Source organism: Desertibaculum subflavum, assembly GCA_003576705.1.
GTDB classification, from domain to species: domain Bacteria; phylum Pseudomonadota; class Alphaproteobacteria; order Ferrovibrionales; family Ferrovibrionaceae; genus Desertibaculum; species Desertibaculum subflavum.
On record QOZS01000027.1, the window covers coordinates 43708 to 61912 of the forward strand.

Annotated in this window: 14 protein-coding genes; 9 read left to right on the forward strand and 5 right to left on the reverse strand. The window is 69.0% G+C overall.

Features of this window, described 5'->3' with window-relative positions; all coding sequences use genetic code 11:
• Positions 1-10: 10 nt before the first annotated feature.
• Positions 11-1516, reverse strand: coding sequence for a diguanylate cyclase domain-containing protein (locus DT074_RS15430; protein ID WP_119420752.1), 1506 nt, complete (start codon positions 1514-1516; stop codon positions 11-13).
• A 199-nt stretch (positions 1517-1715) separates the two neighbouring features.
• Between DT074_RS15430 and DT074_RS15435 the strand changes: the two genes are divergently transcribed.
• The 6 genes from DT074_RS15435 to DT074_RS15460 all read left to right on the forward strand — a co-directional run bounded on the left by DT074_RS15435 (position 1716) and on the right by DT074_RS15460 (position 11824).
• Positions 1716-6344, forward strand: a complete 4629-nt coding sequence (locus DT074_RS15435) for a PAS domain S-box protein (RefSeq protein ID WP_162914930.1) — start codon at positions 1716-1718, stop codon at positions 6342-6344.
• Between the two features lie 144 nt (positions 6345-6488).
• Complete coding sequence (locus DT074_RS15440; protein WP_162914931.1) at positions 6489-7310, forward strand: chorismate mutase; 822 nt, start codon at positions 6489-6491, stop codon at positions 7308-7310.
• Positions 7288-8424, forward strand: coding sequence for a histidinol-phosphate transaminase (hisC, locus tag DT074_RS15445; RefSeq protein ID WP_368744693.1), 1137 nt, complete (start codon positions 7288-7290; stop codon positions 8422-8424). Before DT074_RS15440 ends, hisC begins: the two co-directional genes overlap by 23 nt.
• Positions 8421-9377 carry a prephenate/arogenate dehydrogenase family protein gene (locus DT074_RS15450; protein WP_119420756.1) on the forward strand — a complete coding sequence of 319 codons (957 nt, stop codon included), beginning with the start codon at positions 8421-8423 and terminating at the stop codon, positions 9375-9377. Before hisC ends, DT074_RS15450 begins: the two co-directional genes overlap by 4 nt.
• Positions 9378-9410: 33 nt before the next feature.
• Positions 9411-10841 (forward strand): YcjX family protein, encoded by a 1431-nt coding sequence (locus DT074_RS15455; protein WP_119420757.1) that lies wholly within the window; start codon positions 9411-9413, stop codon positions 10839-10841.
• Positions 10838-11824: a DUF697 domain-containing protein gene (locus tag DT074_RS15460; RefSeq protein ID WP_119420758.1), complete on the forward strand. Its 987-nt coding sequence runs from the start codon at positions 10838-10840 to the stop codon at positions 11822-11824. The genes DT074_RS15455 and DT074_RS15460 overlap by 4 nt, the downstream gene beginning before the upstream one ends.
• Here the strand turns inward: DT074_RS15460 and DT074_RS15465 are convergent.
• Genes DT074_RS15465 through DT074_RS15475 form a run of 3 tightly spaced genes read right to left on the reverse strand, consistent with a single transcriptional unit; the run spans position 11821 to position 14617 of the window.
• Entirely contained in the window at positions 11821-12684 is an 864-nt protein-coding gene (locus DT074_RS15465; protein WP_119420759.1) for an isocitrate lyase/PEP mutase family protein, read from the reverse strand. The two genes, DT074_RS15460 and DT074_RS15465, sit on opposite strands and share 4 nt — an antisense overlap.
• A 15-nt stretch (positions 12685-12699) precedes the next feature.
• A complete protein-coding gene (locus DT074_RS15470) occupies positions 12700-13389 on the reverse strand; it encodes a hypothetical protein (RefSeq protein ID WP_119420760.1) in 690 nt (229 codons plus the stop codon).
• Positions 13390-13411: 22 nt separating this feature from the next.
• Positions 13412-14617 carry an acyl-CoA dehydrogenase family protein gene (locus tag DT074_RS15475; RefSeq protein ID WP_119420761.1) on the reverse strand — a complete coding sequence of 402 codons (1206 nt, stop codon included), beginning with the start codon at positions 14615-14617 and terminating at the stop codon, positions 13412-13414.
• 651 nt (positions 14618-15268) lie between these two features.
• Between DT074_RS15475 and DT074_RS15480 the strand changes: the two genes are divergently transcribed.
• The 3 genes from DT074_RS15480 to DT074_RS15490 all read left to right on the forward strand — a co-directional run bounded on the left by DT074_RS15480 (position 15269) and on the right by DT074_RS15490 (position 17843).
• Positions 15269-16321 carry a Fic family protein gene (locus DT074_RS15480; protein ID WP_119420762.1) on the forward strand — a complete coding sequence of 351 codons (1053 nt, stop codon included), beginning with the start codon at positions 15269-15271 and terminating at the stop codon, positions 16319-16321.
• Between the two features lie 153 nt (positions 16322-16474).
• Positions 16475-17254 carry a carbon-nitrogen hydrolase family protein gene (locus DT074_RS15485; protein WP_162914932.1) on the forward strand — a complete coding sequence of 260 codons (780 nt, stop codon included), beginning with the start codon at positions 16475-16477 and terminating at the stop codon, positions 17252-17254.
• A gap of 43 nt (positions 17255-17297) precedes the next feature.
• Entirely contained in the window at positions 17298-17843 is a 546-nt protein-coding gene (locus DT074_RS15490; RefSeq protein ID WP_119420764.1) for a Spy/CpxP family protein refolding chaperone, read from the forward strand.
• A gap of 10 nt (positions 17844-17853) precedes the next feature.
• Here the strand turns inward: DT074_RS15490 and DT074_RS15495 are convergent, their stop codons facing one another.
• Entirely contained in the window at positions 17854-18204 is a 351-nt protein-coding gene (locus DT074_RS15495) for a cupin domain-containing protein (RefSeq protein ID WP_119420765.1), read from the reverse strand.
• Position 18205: the final 1 nt, after the last annotated feature.

The window sequence follows — 18205 nt, forward strand, 5'->3', positions numbered from 1 at the left end:
GACGCAAGGTTCAGGCGGCCGGCGCTTCCGCCAGGGCCGGGGATTTCGCGGCCGAGAAGGCATAGACCATCCCGCCGGCCTGCTTGGCGCGTCGCATGGCGGCTTCGGAAGCCGCCAGCAGCGCCTCGACATCGTTGCCGCTCTCGTCATCCAGGGTGATGCCGACGCTGGCACTGAGCTGCACCGCCTGGCCGTCCAGCTCGAACGGTGCCTCCAGGCGCCCGATCAGCCGGTCGGCCACCAGCGCCGCATCGGCGGCGCCATGGATGCCGAGCAGGACGATGCCGAAGCGGTCGCCGCCAAGGCGGGCGACAGTGTCGATGCGGCGCACCGCGCCGACGAGACGCCGCCCCACCGCGCGCAGCAGGTGATCGCCGGCGAGATGGCCGAGCCGGTCGTTGATCGGCCGGAAGCGGTCGAGATCGATGGTCAGCAGCGCGACCCGCCGGCCGCCGCGCTGTGCCTGCAGAACGGCGCCGTTCAGGCGGTCGCCGAGCAGGTTGCGGTTGACGAGGCCGGTCAGAACATCGTGCTGGGCCAGATAGCGCGTGCGCACCTCGCCGGCCTTGCGCTCGGTGATCTCGCCATAGATGGCGACATAGCGATGGGCGCGGCCCCGGTCGTCGCCCACCGCCGATATGCTCAGCCACTCGGCGGCGGCGGCACCGCCCTTGCGGCGATTGATCACCTCGCCTTCCCAGTGGCCCTCCTCCGCCAGCCGGCGCCACAGGGCGCCATAGAAGTCGGGCCCGTGCTGGCCCGATGCCAGCATCGACGGGCCGCGGCCGATCAGCTCTTCCGCCGTATAGCCGCTGATCTCGCAGAAGGCGCGGTTGACCCGCACGATGCGGTTGGCCGCATCGGTGACCATGATGCCTTCCGCGCTGTGCTCGAACACGGAGGCGGCGAGCTGCAGCGCGTCTTCGCCGCGCCGGCGGTCGGTGATGTCGGTGACCAGGCCGACCACCACGTCATCGCCGGCGAAGATCGCATTCTCGGCCAGCACGGCATGCTGCGTGCCGTCGCGGCCGGTGACGATCTCCTGCCCGGGCGCTGCGCCGTCGGCCAGGAACAGGTCGTCACGGCGCTGGCCGCGCAACTCCTCGCGCGGGCGGCCGACATAATCGCAGAAGGCCTTGTTCACCAGCACGAAGCGGCGGTCGCGATCCTTGATGAAGACGGGCGCCTCCACCGCATCGAGCACGTGAGTCACGAGGTCGGCGGCATGCGCCAGCGCCGCCTCGCTCGTCTCGGCGCGCGCGAGCGCGTCGTCCAGTGCCTGCCGGTCCCCCGGCGCGGGCCGCGCCAGCACGAAGGCCGCCGCGGCGGCGAGCAGCAGCGCCGTTGCGGCGCCGCCGACCACGATCGGATCGTTCAGCAGGGCGAGATCGGGACGGAGCAGCCGGAGAAACACCGCCAGGCCAGACAGGGCCACCGCCGCCGCGAGGAGCGGGGCAAGAAAGCCTCGCGTCAGCAAGGGCTTCTTCTTCGATGTCGGTCGCGTCGTCGAGCGCATGCCGTCCCCGGATTCAGGCGCGTATTAGCGCGCGGATTCGCAACATTTGGTAAATCCCCGATGACGGCGACGTCTGGCGATTCCGCGGCGGCGGCCTAGTATCGCGGGTCGAACGGGGATGGCGATGCACGCCAGGGCAGACGGCAACCGGCGGATGCCGGCGGGATCCAGACGCCTTCCGGCGCCGGGACGGGCCAGTTTGTTTGCCCTTGCGCTCGGCGCCGCGGCGGTTCTCGCGGTGAGCGCCATGGGCTTCGGCATGGCGCGCCTGCTGCGCGAGCAGGCCTTCGCCGACGCCGAGCGCAACATGGGCAACCTGGCGCACGCCCTTGCGGTGCAGACATCGCAAGCCATGCAGACGCTCGACGTCACGCTCGGCGCACAACTTGACGACCACCTGGACGAGTATGCCAGGGCGTCCGGCATCGGCATTCCGCAGCGGCTGGAGCAGATCCGGGCGACCATGCCGATGCTCCTCAGCCTCGCCCTCGGCGATACCGAAGGACGGATCCTGCACGCCGCGCCGCATGCGCCGCGGCCCGATGCCATGATCGCCGCTTCCGACACGCTGCAGGCGGTGCGGCGCAGCGCCGGCGGGCAATTCGTGTTCGACCGGCCGCCCCAGCTCGGCACCGAGCATAACCGGCCGCTGCGCATCGTCCGCGCATTGCGCGCGGCGGACGGCAGCCTGACCGGCATGGCGGGGGGCGATCTCGATCCCGACCACTTCATCCGCCTGTTCGGTTCGCTTCGCCTGGGCGAGGGCGGCGCCATTACGCTGCTACGCGACGATGCCGTGGTGCTGCTGCGCGTGCCGGCGGTGCCGGGCGCCGTCGGTAGCTCGGTCGCCGACGGCCCGGCAACGCGCGCCACCTTGATCGTCGAGCGCGACGGCGTGGTTCGGCATGTCAGCCGTCTGGATGGGCTGCAAAGAGTTACCGCGGTCTGGCGGGTGCCGGGCCAGCCGCTCTATGTCGCGGTCTCCCTGCCGGAGGCCTTCATTACCGCGTCCTGGCAGCAATCGATGCGTACGGGCGCGATCGGCGTCGGCGTCCTGATCGTGTTCCTGGGGCTGCTCGGCGGCGTCGCATACCGCGCCGTGCGGCGCCGTGAGAGCGTCGAGACACGCCTCGAGGCCGATGCCGGCCGCTACCGACTGCTGTTCGAGCGCAATCCGGACCCGATGTGGATGTTCGACCAGGGCTCCGGCGCCATCCTCGACGTCAACGCCGCGGCAGTCGCGGCCTATGGCTATGCCCGGGACGAGTTTCTCCGCATGAGCATGGCGGATCTGCGCGATGCCGGTGCGCAGACCGGCGGCGACGGCGGTGCGCGGCAGCATCGCCGGAAGGACGGCTCGGTCCTCGATGTCGAGGTCAGCCACGACTCGTTCGATCTCGACGGCCGCATCGTCGGCCTGGCACTGGCGCGCGATGTCAGTGCGCGCATCGCCGCCGAGCGCCGGCTGGCCGATTTCGTCGCCGCCTCGGCGGACTGGATGTGGGAGACGGATGCAGACCTTCGCATGATCTGGCTGTCCCCCAATGTCGAGCAGATCCTCGGCGTATCGCCCGCCTCGCATTACGGCAAGCGGCGCGAGGACTTCGTCGTCCCCGGCACCAATCCGGCCGGCTTGGCGGTGCACCAGGCGGAGATTGCCGCGCGCCGGCCCTTCAAGGATTTCGAGTACCTGCGCGAAACCCCTTCCGGCCCGCGCTGGGTGCGCACCAGCGGCGTGCCGTATTTCGATGCCGACAGAATCTTCCTCGGCTATCGCGGCGTCGGCCAGGACATCACCGACCTGAAGACGATCCAGGGGCGGCTGATCGACGCCCTCGAGAGCATTCCGGCCGGCGTCCGCATACTCGATGCCGAAGATCGGGTGGTCCTGGAGAACGCGCGCAACCGCGCCATGCTGCCGCGTGCCGATGCCGGCATCGAATCCCGCGGCCACTTCGAGGATATCCTGCGGGCGCTGGTCGAGCGCGGCGAGATCCCCGCCGCGCGCCAGGATCCGGAGCGCTGGATTGCCGAGCGGCTGGCAGCGCATCGCCATCCGGGGGACCCGATCCCGATCACCTATGCCGACGGCCATACGCTCGAGATACACGAGCGGCGCCTGCGCGACGGCGGCTACATCGTGCTGCGTTTCGACATCACGGCGCGGCTGGAGGCAGAACGACGCCTTGCCGAATCCGAGGCGCGCTATCGCCTGCTGTTCCAGCGCAACCCGGATCCCATCTGGGTGTTCGATCGCGTGACCCTGGCATTTCTGGAGGTGAACGAGGCGGCGGTCAGGACCTACGGCTTCTCGCGCGAAGAGTTCCGGCATCTGACGTTGAAGGACATCCGGCCGCCCGAGGAGGTACCGGCGCTGCTCGCGGCGCATCAGGGTTGGGGCGGCGAGCCGGCCCGAGAGGGGCGCTGGCGGCATCGCCGTCGCGACGGATCTACCTTCGAGGTCGAGACCAGTCACGACCTGCTCACCATCGACGGGCGCGAATGCGTCATGTCGCAGGTACGCGATGTGAGCGCGCGGGCAGCGGCGGAGCGCCGCCTGCAGGATTTCATGAGCGCCTCCGCCGACTGGCTGTGGGAAACCGACGGTTCGCTCCGTTTCACCTGGACCTCGTCCAATTTCGAGGAGACACTCGGCCAGGCGTCGGGCGAATTCGGCGATCTGCGTGGGATCGGATTGCGGCCCGGCCAGAAGGCGACCGAAGCCGAAACCGGCTTCCTGCGGTTGATCGAAGCACGCCTGCCGTTCAAGGATTTCGAGTTCCCGATCGATGGCCCGATGGGGCTGCGCTGGCTGCGGGTCAGCGGCGTGCCGTATTTCGAGGGCGACGACGGCTTCCTCGGCTATCGCGGCGTTGGTCGCGATATCAGCGACATCAAGGTGGCGCAGGCCCGCCTTCTCGAAGCCATCGAGAGCATTCCGGCCGGCGTCGTCGTATTTGACCGCGATGAGCGGGTCGTGATGGCCAACAGCAACACCGCGATCCAGATGCCCGAAGCGAAGGATGCGCAGCCCTTGCTGGGCCGGTCGTTCGAAGAGGCCCTGCGTGGCCAGGTGGCGCGCGGCGCTTTCGTCGATGCGGTCGCGGAGCCGGAGCGCTGGATCGCCTGGCGGATGGCCGTGCACAGAAATCCCGGGCCACCCCTCGTGCTCAGGCTCTCGAACGGCCGCGCCATGGAGGTGCACGAGCGGCGCATGAGCGATGGCGGGTGCATCCTGCTCAGGTTCGACGTCACCGATCGCCTTGTTGCCGAGGAACGACTCGCCGCGTCGGAGGCACGACTCAAGGCGGCGATGGACGCAACGGTCGATGGCATCGTCATGATCGGCGCGGACGGAACCATCGTCACGGTCAACAAGTCGGCGGAGCATATGTTCGGCTACGCCGAGACGGAGCTGGTGGGCCGCAACGTCAACGTGCTGATGCCGGATCCCTATCGCTCTGAGCACGACCGCTATCTCGTCGACTATCTGCGCACGCGGCAGGCCAAGGTGATCGGCACCGGCCGCGAGGTGAAGGGTCTGCGCAAGGACGGCAGCGAGTTCGACCTCGATCTCGCGGTGGCGGAACTGCCGCGCGAGGTCGGGACCGGCCGCTTCATCGGAACGGTACGCGACATCACGCAACGCAAGCAGCTGGACATGCAGTTGCGCGAGGCACAGAAGCTGCAGGCGCTGGGCCAGCTCACCGGCGGCATCGCGCACGATTTCAACAACCTGCTGGCGGTCATCACGCTCAACCTGGAAAGCGCGGCGCCGCGTGCCGCCAGCGATCGCCTGCTGAAGGAGATGATCGAGCTGTCGCTGCAGGCGGCCGGGCGCGGCGCGGAGCTGACCAGCCGGCTGCTCGCCATCGCGCGGCGCCAGCCGCTGATGCCGCGGCCACTGGATCTGGGCGGGGAGCTGCACGAGCTCGGGCGGCTGCTGCAGCGCATCATGCCGGAACAGATCTCCGTGCTGATCCGGGCCGGCGGAGAGCCGATCGCCGCCGAGCTCGACGGGGCACAGTTGCAGAATGCGCTGTTGAACCTCGCGCTCAATGCACGCGATGCGATGTCGAAAGGGGGGCGCCTCACCATCTCGCTCGCCGCGACCTGCGTCCAGGAGCACGAGATCGATTGGCCCGACCCGGTACCGGCCGGCGACTATGCCGTCATCTCCGTCCAGGACACCGGCGAAGGCATTGCGCCGGACATTCTCTATCGCGTGCTGGATCCGTTCTTCACCACCAAGCCCGCCGGCCAGGGCACCGGCCTCGGGCTCAGCATGGTCTACGGCTTCGTGCGGCAATCCGGCGGCTGGCTGCAGATCGAGACCGGCACCGAGCCGCCCGGGACCGGCACCACGATCCGCCTGCTGTTCCGACGCAGCACGGCGCCCCCTCGGGCGCAAGCGCCCGGCCCGGCAGAAGCGCCGGAGGCTCCGCACCGTCGGATCCTTCTGGTCGAAGATTACGACGACCTGCGCCGCAGCCTGGCGGCCATGCTGCGCCTGCTCGATTGCGAGGTCGTCGCCACCGCCGATGCGGAGGCCGCGCTCGCCGTGCTCGACGGGCCGGAGCAGTTCGATGGGCTGATCACCGATATCGGCCTGCCGGGCGAGATCGACGGCTGGAAGCTCGCCCGCCTTGCTCTGGCGCGCCGGCCCGGCCTCAAGATCATCACCATGAGCGGCCATGCCGATCCGACCGAACCCGAAGCCGGCGAGCGGCCTTGGTCCGGACCGCATCTGCCCAAGCCGTTCCAGCGCGCCGACATGGCAGCGGCGCTGAAGGCGGCGTTCGGCGGCGCTGCGGACCGGTCCGGATAGCGGACGGGTTCGGCCTCGCGCCGCATGCCCGCCATCCCTGCGTGACCGTTGCGCTGCCCTGGCGTTTACCGCTAGATACCGGCCCCCGGACCGCGGCCGATCCCCAAAAATCCAATGGATGCGCCTGGAGAATCCCTCGACGCGGTGCGTCGCGAAATCGACGCCATCGACGACCAGATCCACGACGCCCTGATGCGGCGAGCGGCGCTGGTCGAACGCGTGCGCACGGCCAAGAATGGCGGCCCGGCGATGCGGCCCGGTCGCGAGGCCATGATCCTGCGCCGGATCCTGACGCGGCATCAGGGCAGCCTGCCGCCTTCGGTGATTGCTCGCATCTGGCGGGAAATCATCTCCGCCGTGACCCGCCAGCAGGGGCCGCTCCGCATCGCGCTCTATGCCCGCGAGCGCTCGGCCAGCTATTGGGATCTGGCCCGGTCGCATTACGGCTCGGTCTCGCCGGTCTCGCTCCACCGCAACATGCACGCGGTGATCCGGGCCGCCAGTGCCAATGACGGCACCATCGGCATCCTGCCGCTGCCGGCCGAGGGCGAGCGCGAGCCCTGGTGGCCGGTGCTGGCGACCGGTGCCGACGACCGGCCGCAGGTCATCGCCCGGCTGCCTTTCCTGGCCCGGCCGGAGGGGACATCGGAGCCGGTGGAGGGCCTCGTGATCAGCCGGGTGCCGCCGGAGGCGTCCGGCCGCGACCGCACCCTGATCGCCGTCTCGCTCAAGATCGAGACCAGCCGCGGCCGGCTGAACGACCTTCTCACGGCCGTCGGCCTCACCGCGCAGACCCTGGCCGCCCATCGCCCGGAAGAACCGCGCGAGGCAGAGGACCGGCTGCTCGAGATCGAAGGCTTCATCGAGCCCGGCGATCCGCGCCTGGAGCGCCTCAGGGCCGAGAGCGAGGATCTGATCGAACGCCTGATCGTGCTCGGCGCCTATGCCGTGCCGATCGGCGAATGACCTGCCTGATCTTCGGAGGATCCACGTGACGGCGCCGCAACCACAACCCGGCATTCTGGGCATCACGCCCTACAAGGGCGGCGAAGGCGCCGTCCCCGGCGTCGCCGATGTGCGCAAGCTGTCCTCCAACGAGAGCCCGCTCGGGCCGAGCCCGAAGGCCGCCGCCGCCTATGCCGCGCTGGCCAAGGAGCTGCACCGCTATCCGGACGGCGCCAGCGAAGCGCTGCGCCAGGCGATCGGCAAGCATCATGGCCTGGACCCGGAGCGCATCATCTGCGGCAACGGCTCCGACGAGCTGATCGGCCTGCTCACCGCCGCCTTCGCCGGCCCGGGTGACGAGGTCGTGTACAGCCGTCACGGCTTCCTGATGTACCCGATCGCCGCCATGACGCATGGCGCCAAGCCGGTGGTGGCGGCGGAGAAGGAACTGACGGCGGATGTCGACGCCCTGCTCGCCGCGGTGACGCCGAAGACGAAGATCGTGTTCCTGGCCAATCCGAACAACCCGACCGGCACCTATCTGCCGACCGCCGAGGTGAAGCGGCTGCGCGCCGGGCTGCCGGCGCATGTGCTGCTGGTGATCGACGCGGCCTATGCCGAATACGTGACGCGCAACGACTATTCCGCCGGGGTCGAGCTGGTCGAGGCGAGCGACAACACGGTGATGACGCGCACCTTCTCCAAGATCTACGGGCTGGCGGCGCTGCGCATCGGCTGGCTGTACGCACCCGCCAACATCGTCGACATCGTCAACCGCACCCGCGGCCCATTCAACGTCAACGCGGCGGCGCATGTCGCTGCCATCGCGGCGCTGGCCGATGTCGCGCATGTCGATGCCGCGCGCACCCACAACGACATCTGGCTGCCCAAGCTGATCGAAGGCGTGCGGGCGCTCGGCCTCGGCGCGACGCAGAGCGTCGGCAATTTCGTCCTGGTCCGCTTCGGCAAGGCGCCGAAGGATGCGGCGGCGGCCGATGCCTTCCTGCGCAGCCGCGGCCTGATCCTGCGCGGCATGACGGCCTACGGCCTCGGCGATTCGCTGCGGCTGACCATCGGCACGGAGGAAGAGAACCTGCGCTTCCTCGCCGCGCTGAAGGACTTCGTCGCCGCGTGACCGAGTTCACCCCGTTCCGCCGGCTGGCGCTGATCGGCATCGGCCTGATCGGCTCGTCGATCGCGCGCATCGCCGCGCGCGAAGGGCTGGCCGAGACCATCGTCTGCGCGGCCCGGCGCGAAGAGACACGGACGAAAGCGCTGCAGCTCGGCATCGTCTCGGAAGCGCATCTCGATCCGGCCGAGGCGGTGAAGGGCGCCGATTGCGTGATCCTGTGCACGCCGCTCGGCGCCTATGCCGAAGTGATGCAGCGGGTCGCGCCGCATCTTCAGGCCGGGGCGATCCTCTCCGATGTCGGCTCGGTCAAGGCCTGCGTGGTGCGCGATGTCGGCCCGCTGGTGCCGGAGGACGTGCATTTCATCCCCGGCCATCCGGTCGCCGGCACCGAGCATTCCGGGCCGGAGGCCGGCTTCGCCGAGCTGTTCAAGGGCCGCTGGTGCATCCTGACGCCGATCCCCGGCGGCGAGCAGGCGCCGCTCGACCGGCTGATCCGCTTCTGGACCAAGGCGGGGTCCAAAGTCGAGGTGATGGAGGCGCGGCATCACGATCTGGTGCTGGCCATCACCTCGCACCTGCCGCATCTGATCGCCTACAACATCGTCGGCACCGCCGACGACCTCGCCACCGTCACCAAGGGCGAGGTGATCCATTACTCGGCCGGCGGCTTCCGCGACTTCACCCGCATCGCCGCTTCCGACCCGACGATGTGGCGCGACATCTTCCTCAACAACCGCGAGGCGGTGCTGGAGATGCTCGGCCGCTTCTCGGAAGACCTGGCTTTGCTGCAGCGCGCCATCCGATGGGGCGACGGCGAGACGCTGTTCAACCTGTTCACCCGCACCCGGGCGATCCGCCGCGCCATCATCGACGAGGGCCAGGACATCGCGGCGCCCGATTTCGGCCGCCAGGCGACCCCCAAGAACGGCAAGGCGAACGAGCCTGGGAAGAAGTAGACGCCCCGGCTCACATCGCTAGGCTTCCAGGCGATGCAGAGCGATGACGGGGATCTGTTCGGGCGGCTCAGGCGCGAGGCCGAGAAGGGCTTCGACCTGCTGGCGCAGCGGCTCGATTTGCGCGCCGACATCGCCGTGACCGGGCTCCGGCGCGCCGGCAAGAGCGTCTTCATCACCTCGCTGATCCACAACCTGACCTCGGCCGCCCAGGATGCCGCGGTGCTCCCTGCGCTGCATGCCGCGTTGGAAGGCCGCCTCATCGCGGCGGAGGAGCACCCGCCGCTCGGCCGCGGCCAGCCGGTGTTTCCGACCCGGGACTATCTCGCCCAGATGGCCGGCGAGCATCCCGACTGGCCGGCACCGACGCGGCTGGTTTCGCGCACCGAAATGGTGATCCGCTATCGCGCGCAAGGGCTGCTCGCCTGGGCGGGGCTGCGCACCGAAGGCACCCTGACGCTCGGCATCGTCGACTATCCCGGCGAGTGGCTGCTCGACGTGCCGATGCTGGCGCAGAGCTATGCCGTGTGGTCGGCGACGACCATCGAGCGACTGCGCAACATGCCGCGGCGTGCCGCCGCCCGCGATTTTCTCGACTGTGTCGAATCCATCGACGCCGCCGGGCGCGCCGATCCCGAGAAGCTCGGCGCCGCGCTCCGGCTCTACCGCGAGCTGCTGCTGACGCTCCGCGACAAGCACGGCCTCGCCTTCCTGCAACCGGGCCGCCACGTCGTGCCGGACGAGAAGGGTGACCGGCCGGCGCTGCAATTCGTGCCGCTCGACCTGCGCAGCGACGCGCCGCCGCCGCCCGGCTCGAACCACGAGCTGCTGGCCAGCCGCTACGATTCCTATCTCCGCGACATCGTGCGACCGTTCTTCGAGACGACCTTCGACGCGACCAACCGGCAGGTCGTGCTGATCGACCTGATCGCCGCGCTGAACGCCGGGCCCGATGCCTTCGAGGACACGGCGGTGGCGCTGGATGCCGTGGCGGAGGCGCTGCTCCGTCGCCGCGAAGGCCCGCTCGGCCTGATCTTCCCGCGCCGCTTCGACAAGGTGCTGTTCGCCGCCACCAAGGCGGATTTCGTTCCGGAGGCGCAGCGCGACCGGCTCGGCCAGCTGCTGCAATCGATGGTGGCGCCGGAGCAGAACGCCGCCCGCATGGCCGGCGCCGATGCCCGCGCCATGGCGCTGGCCGCCGCGCGCTGCACCCGCGACGAGAAGCTGACCATCGAGATCGGCGAGGTGGAGGTCGTGGTCGGCGTGCCGGTCGAGGGCGACAGGCGGGTCAAGGTCTATGCCGGCACCATCCCGAAGGAGCCGCCGCCGCGCGCCTTCTGGGACGGCCGCACGGTGCGCTATCCGGTGTTCCGGCCGCCGCATTTCAATGCCCGGCCCGGGCATGGTATTCCGCATATCAACATGGACGCCGCCCTGGAATTCCTGATCGGGGACCTGCTCCGATGAGCGATCCGCGCGACCGCCCGCGGGTGATCCTGGAGCCCGGGCCGCCCGAGCCGGACGAGCCGCTGATCCATCCCCGCGTGATCGAGACCGACGACACGCGGCCGATCGAGATCGGCCCGATCGCCATGTCGTCGGGCGAGCTGGTGCCGGTGAAGCGCATCCCGCCGCCGAGCGGCCGCGGCCTCAAGGCGCTCGCCATCGCCGGCATCGGCCTTGCCGGCATGGCCGGCGTCTCGGCGCTGTGGTGGGCGGTGGCGCTGTTCGAGCAGAGCTTCGGGCTCGGCCTGGTCGGCACCGGCTTCCTCGCCCTGACCATGGGCGGCGCTGGCTACCTGGCACTGCACGAGGCCCGCGCCATCGGGCGACTGCGCGAGGTGAAGCACCTGCGCGAGCGGTTCGAGCGCACCACCGACCGCGCGCGGCAGCGCGCGCAGCTGGTCGAGCTGGCAAGCGAGCTCGCCGATGCGCCGACGCTCGCGCCCGGCATCGCCCGCTGGCGCGCCCGCGCCGGCGCCGACCTGCCGCCGGAAGATGCGCTGCGCACCTTCGAGGCAATGGTGCTGGCCGAAGCCGACAAGGTCGCCATCGCCGCCATCCGCCGCGCCGCGCGCGACACGTTCGGCATCGTCACGGTCAGCCCGCGCGCCGCGGTCGATATCGCGGTCTTCGTGTGGCGCGGCCTGAAGCTGGTGCGCGAGATCGGCGAGGCCTATGGCTATCGCCCGTCGCGCGCCTCCACCGTCGTCCTCGCGCGGCGCATCCTCGCCGATATCGGGCTGATCACCGCGACCGACGTCGCCGCCGACGCGACCGCCGCGCTGCTCGGCGGCAGCGTGCTGGAGAAGGTCTCGGCCGCCGCCTCGGAAGGCGCCGTCGCCGCCTGGCGCATGGCCCGGTTCGGCCTGCTCGCCATGGAATCGGCCCGCCCCCTGCCGCTGCCCGAGCATCGCCGGCCGAAGATGAGCGACCTGGTCAAAGGTTAGCCGCCGAGGAAATCCTTGAGCCAGCGCGCGTGGTCGGCATCGCGAGTGACCTGCTTCATCAGCTCGGGCGGGGCGATGCCGGCAAGCTTGGACGGCGGTGTGCCTTCGCGCAGCGCCTTCATCGTCGTGTGCACCGCCTGCACGGCGGCGGCGATCGGCGCGTGGCCTTGCAGCGCGATGCGGACGCGCCTGGACGCGAGATAGTCGCGGTCGCTGATCTCGGGCCCGGCGCTGCCGAGCAGTAGCGGCAGCTTCACCGCGGAGGCGATCGCCTCGATCTCCGCCTTCCTGGTCATGCCGACGAAGAACAGCGCATCGACGCCGGCCGTCTCATAGGCTTTTGCGCGGGCGACTGTGTCGTCGATGCCGGTGATGGCGACGGCGCTGGTGCGGCCGACCACGGTGAGACGCGGATCCTGCCGGCCAGCCAGCGCGGCCTTCATCTTGCCCACGCCCTCCTCGATCGAGACCAGCGTCGGCTTGCCGCCCGCGCCATAGGGCAGCGGCAACACCGTGTCTTCGATGGTGAGCGCGGCGACACCGGCGGTCTCGACTTCCTCCACCGTGCGCTTGACGTTCAGCGCGTTGCCGTAGCCGTGGTCCGCATCGACCAGCAGCGGCAGATTGCCGGCGCGGTTGATGCGATAGGCCTGGCCGGCGAATTCGGTGAGCGTGACCGTGATCAGGTCGGGCGCGCCGATCACCGCCATCGCCGCGACCGAGCCGGCGAACATGCCGCATTCGAAGCCGAGATCCTCGGCGATGCGGGCCGACATGGCATCGAACACTGAGGCCGGATGCAGGCAGCGATCGCCGGCGAGCAGGGCGCGGAAGCGTTCGCGGCGATCGGTCCAGTGCATGCGGCTCTCCCTGTTCTAGGCCCGCGGCATGATCCAGGTGCTCAATGCCTTGGCGCGCACGCGGCCTCGCGAATCCAGCACCGCGGTGCCGGCGAAGCGCTTGCGGCCTTCGCTGGCGACGGGCCAGCCCAGCACGATGCACTTCTCGCCGATGGCGAGATCGGTATCGGCGATGCCATGCATCCGGCCGGTCATTGCCTCGCCCTCGCAGGCGGCGGTGCCGCCGGGGCAATCGAGCGCGCCCCACAGGAATTCCGGCGCGACCTTGCCGGGCGCGCCTTCGAGGCTCTGGTCCGGCACCCAGGCGCCGGCATGGATGCCGCCGGCGCCATCGACCGCGGAGCAGAACACGCGGAGGCCGTCATGCCGCCCGCGGCCGCAGACGAAGCAGGTGTTGTAGGCGCTGTCATCGCCGCTGCCGCCCAGCGCGGAGAGCTTTTCGGCGGTGGCGAAATCGACCGGCGCGGCCGGCACGTCGAGCGCGAGCGGCTTCGCCGCGACGGAAGCGATCAGATCGTCGCCGTCGCGCAGCTCGACATGGCCATTGGCGCGCACCAGCGGCAGCGGCCGCTCGATCGGCACCGCGGCGCGCAAGGTCACCTCGGCCGTGCCGTCGAACAGCCGTCCGAGCCTGCCCGCGACATAGCCGCCATTGCCCGAATCCGGCGGTCCGTTGAACCGCCGCGCGATGACCAGCCGATCCATCGCTGTCAGAGACCCAGCCAGTTCAAAGCCCGAGAATGGCCTTGGCCATGATGTTGCGCTGGATCTCGTTGGAGCCGGCGTAGATCGAGGTCTTGCGGGTGTTGAGGAATTTCTGCGCCACGCCGTCGCTGTATTCCGGCACCGGGCTCTCCTCGTTGCGGCCGGGGATATAGGGCGTGAACGGCACCTTGTAGTAGCCGGCGGCATCCATCGCGAGCTCGGTCACCGCCTGCTGCAGCTCGGTCCCGCGCATCTTCAGGAGCGAGGATTCTGCGCCCATGTTCTGCCCCGCCTTGAGGCGACCGAACAGGCGGAGCTCGGTAAACTCCTGCGCCATCACCTCGGTCTCGATCTGGGCGAGTCGGCGGGCGAAGCTCGGCTCCCGGATCAGCGGCTGGCCGTCGATCGTCTCGGCCTTGGCGATCTTGCGCACCTTCTCCAGGCCGCGCTTCAGCCCGCCGGAATAGGGATTGCCGCGCTCGAATTCGAGCAGGTACTTGGCGCAGGTCCAGCCCTTGTTCCACTCGCCGACCAGGTTCTCCTTGGGGATCTTCACGTCGGTGAAGAAGACCTGGTTGACCTCCTGGAACGGCGCCACCGGCGCGTCGATGGTGATGATCGGATCGACCTTCACGCCCGGCGTCTTCATGTCGCAGAGCACGAAGGAGATGCCTTCCTGCGGCCGGGACAGCTTCTCGGTGCGGACCAGGCAGAAGATCCAGTCGGCGAACTGGGCGTAGGAGGTCCAGATCTTCGAGCCGTTGAGCAGGAAGTGGTCGCCCTTGTCCTCGCATTTGAGCTGCAGCGAGGCGAGGTCCGAACCCGAGCCGGGCTCCGAATAGCCCTGCGCCCACCAGATGTCGCTCTTCAGGATCGCCGGCAGGTGATAGCGCTTCTGCTGCTCGGTGCCGAACTTCATCAGCACCGGCGCCAGCATGCGGGGCCCGAAGGCGATCGGCGCCGGCGCGCCGGCCAAGGTCATCTCCTGGTCGTAGATGTAGCGCTGCACATGGGTCCAGCCCGGGCCGCCATGCTCCTTCGGCCAGTTCGGCACCGCCCAGCCCTTCTCATAGAGCCGCTTCTGCCAGCGGATATGCAGGTCGCGGGTCATGAAGCCGGTGCGCGACTTCGCGGTGGCGGCGCGCATCTCGGCGTCGAAGGCCGTGTCGATGAAGGACCGGACCTCGTCGCGGAAAGCGAGCTCGTCCTGGCTGAACGCGAAATCCATTGCGGGCGTCTCCTCGAATTCGGCCGGGAGAGTAGGGCCAGGGCAGCGCCGGAGGCAACCGGGGCGGCGGTCGGGTGGCGGCACGTCTGTTCCGCAGGACAACTGTTCCCCCCTCGTCGAACCCGGGCCTGACCCGTGTACCCATGCCCCTCCGCCCGTGCGGCGGCGAGGCGTGGATGCGCGGGTCAAGCCCGCGCATGACGGAATAGCGGCGTATCCGTTCCGCGGCGTATCTGTTCCGCGGGCCGCCTCCCGACGAACGCGGCGCATCTGTTCCGCGGCACGCCTGTTCCGCGGCGCCACGGTCGCGGCGGCGCATCCATTCCGCGGCGCAAATGTTCCGCGGCATATCTGTTCCGCGGCGTTCCTGTTGCGCCGCCCAGGCGACGGCGCCGCCGGTACTGGTTCGGCCGGTCGCAACAGCTCGAAGAGGACAATTTGGCGCCAGTCGCGGCATTGATCCAATTTACGAAATAGGTGTTGCGCAGTATACACTATTATCTCTGATAATGCAAATAATAAAACCGCGAGTCCCGGCTCTATGAGCTGTTCAACAAAAATGGCCGCGATGTCAGAGGCTTAGGGTATTTGGGCGCAAACGGGTGTCGAACTGGCTTTCCTAAATGGGTGTAATCGGGTTTATATTCGGGTATGTCGCTCAATACCGAAACGATCCGGATCACCCCGGAGATTCTCGGGATGATCGCCGAGATCGATGAATTCAAGGGCGCATGGCGCGCGCTCGGCACCTTGGCGCCCGAACGGCTTTCGGCGCTACGCCGCGTCGCCACCATCGAGAGCATCGGCTCCTCGACGCGCATCGAGGGCAGCAGACTCTCGGACCGGGAGGTCGAACGGCTGCTCGCCGACCTGGCGATCAGGTCCTTCGCCACACGCGACGAGCAGGAGGTGGCCGGCTACGCGCAAGTGATGGAGCTCGTCTTCCGCGCCTGGGCGGACATCAGGGTCACCGAGAACCACATAAAGCAGCTGCACCGCGACCTCCTCGTCCACAGCGAGAAGGACGCCTGGCATCGCGGCAACTACAAGACATCGCCAAATAGCGTTGCTGCGTTCGACGAGGACGGCCGGCAGATCGGCATCGTGTTCGAGACCGCGACGCCGTTCGACACGCCGCGCCTGATGGCCGAGCTTGTCGGCTGGCTGACCGCCGAGCGCGAGCACGGACGATGGCACCCACTGCTCGTGATCGCCGTGTTCACGGTGGTCTTTCTCGAAATCCATCCCTTCCAGGACGGCAACGGGCGGCTGAGCCGGATATTGACGACGCTGCTCCTTCTACAAGCGGGCTATGCCTATGTGCCCTACGGTTCGCTGGAAAGCGTGATCGAGCAGAGCAAGGAAGGCTACTACCTCGCTCTGCGCCAGACCCAAGGTTCGATCCGCAGTGACGCGCCCGATTGGCAGCCGTGGCTGGTCTTTTTCCTGCGCGCCTTGCAGCAGCAGATGCGGCGGCTGGCGAGCAAGATCGAGCGCGAGAAGATCGTGCTCGCGAGCTTGCCGGACCTGTCCTTGCGCATTCTGGATCACGCTCGCGCGCATGGCCGCGTCAGCATGGGCGAGATGATCAGGCTGACCGGGGCCAGTCGTAATACGTTGAAGCAGCAATTCCGCCAGCTCGTCGACAAGGGACATCTGGCCAGGCAAGGCGGCGGGCGGACGACGTGGTACACGCTGCGGTGAGGCGTCTACACCATACCCGCCCCGGATCGCGGCGCCCGCCTGTTGTTCAGGCGTTCATTTTCCGTCGCGATTTGTTCAGTGGCCGTTGGCTCGCTTGACAAGCTTCACGCGATGGAAGATCGAAGCGCGCATCATCGCCTGTCGGGGGCCGCAATGAGAATAGGTCTAGCCACGCTTCGCTTCCGGCCTGAACCGGAAGAGGCGCTGCAGGCCGTGCTGGGCGCCATGCGCGACGCGGCGGCCCAGGGCGCGAAGATGATCTGCACGGCCGAGTGCTATCTTCCCGGTCTGCGCGGCGTCGGCCTCGAGGTGGCGCCGCCCGATGCCGGGTTCCAGTCCGATGCCGAGCGCAGGATCCGGGATGCCGCCGCCACGCTAGGCGTCGGCGCTGTCATTGGCGTCGAGCGGGTGGAGCCGGGACGTCTGATCGCCTCGGCGCTGGTCGTCGGCCCCGATGGCGCGCTGCTCGGCCACCAGGACAAGGTGCAGATCGATCCCGACGAGGAAGGCACCTATGTGGCCGCCGCGGGCCGGAATATGTTCGAGGTCGGGGGCGTTCGCTTCGGGGTGGCGATCTGCCACGAAGGCTGGCGCTATCCCGAGACCGTCAGATGGGCGGCGCAGCGCGGCGCGCATATCGTGTTTCACCCGCAATTCTCGCCGTCGGGCCCGCCGCGCCAGAAGGCCGCGTGGGCGTGTGCCGAAGGCACCATGCACGAGAAGGCCGCGATCTGCCGCGCCGCGGAGAACTCGATCTATTTCGCGACCGTGAACTATGCGATCGAGAACCCGATCGCCGGCACCGCCCTGATCGATCCCGAGGGCAATGTCCGGGCGGCGCATCTCGCCGGCACCGAGTATCTTCTCGTCGCCGATATCGACATTGCGGCGGCAACGGGCCTTCTCGCCAGGCGGTTCCGCTCCGCCGCATGAGTTGCCCGCGATTCAATCCCGAACCGATGGAGATGTAACGAACATGCGGTCCTGGTTCATCGCTACCGCCCTCCTGCTCGCCGCCGCGCCGGCCCTGGCGCAACATCAGCATCATGCGCCCTATGCCGGGCTGCAGAACCGGCCGATCAAGGCCCTGTCCCAGGAGGCGGTCGGCGACCTGCAGGCCGGGCGCGGCATGGGCCTGGCGCTGTCGGCGGAGCTCAACGGCTATCCGGGCCCGAAGCATGTGCTGGAGATGGCGGCGCCGCTGCGCCTGACGCCGGCGCAAGCGGCACGCACCGAGGCCTTGTTCCAGGCCATGCAGCGCGAAGCGCAGGCGAAGGGCGCGGAGGTGCTGGAGCGCGAGGCGGCGCTGGATCGACTGTTCGCGAGCCGCACCGCGACGCGGGAAGCGCTGGCCGAGCAGCTTCCCGCGCTCGGCCGTGCCCAGGGCGAACTGCGGCAGATCCACCTCGACTATCACCTCGCCATGCTGGAGGTGCTGACGCCGGCGCAGGTGGCGGAATATACGCGGCTGCGCGGCTACGCCTCGCCGTCACATGGCGGGCATGGCGGCCACAAGCACTGACACTCGAACCTCACTCGATCGGCACGAAGATGCAGTGGCGCATCTTGCCCTCGACGGCCTTCGAGAGATGCCCCTTGCCCTTGACGTCCTCGACCAGGACCACCTCGCCGGCGCCGATTACCCGCGCCACGCCGTCGGACGCGGTGATCTGCACGCCGCCATCGAGGTTGATGATGTATTGCCGGCGCGGCGCCGGGTGCCAGTCGAGATCGTAGGTCGGCGGCACCTGGCGGAAGATGATGCCGGTGGCGGGGAGCCGCTTCGACAGCTTGCCGGCGGGTCCGTCGGACACCCATTCCACCTCGATATCGCGCCAGTGCGAGATGCCGTTCGCGTCTTCCCAGAGATTGTGGATGCGCATG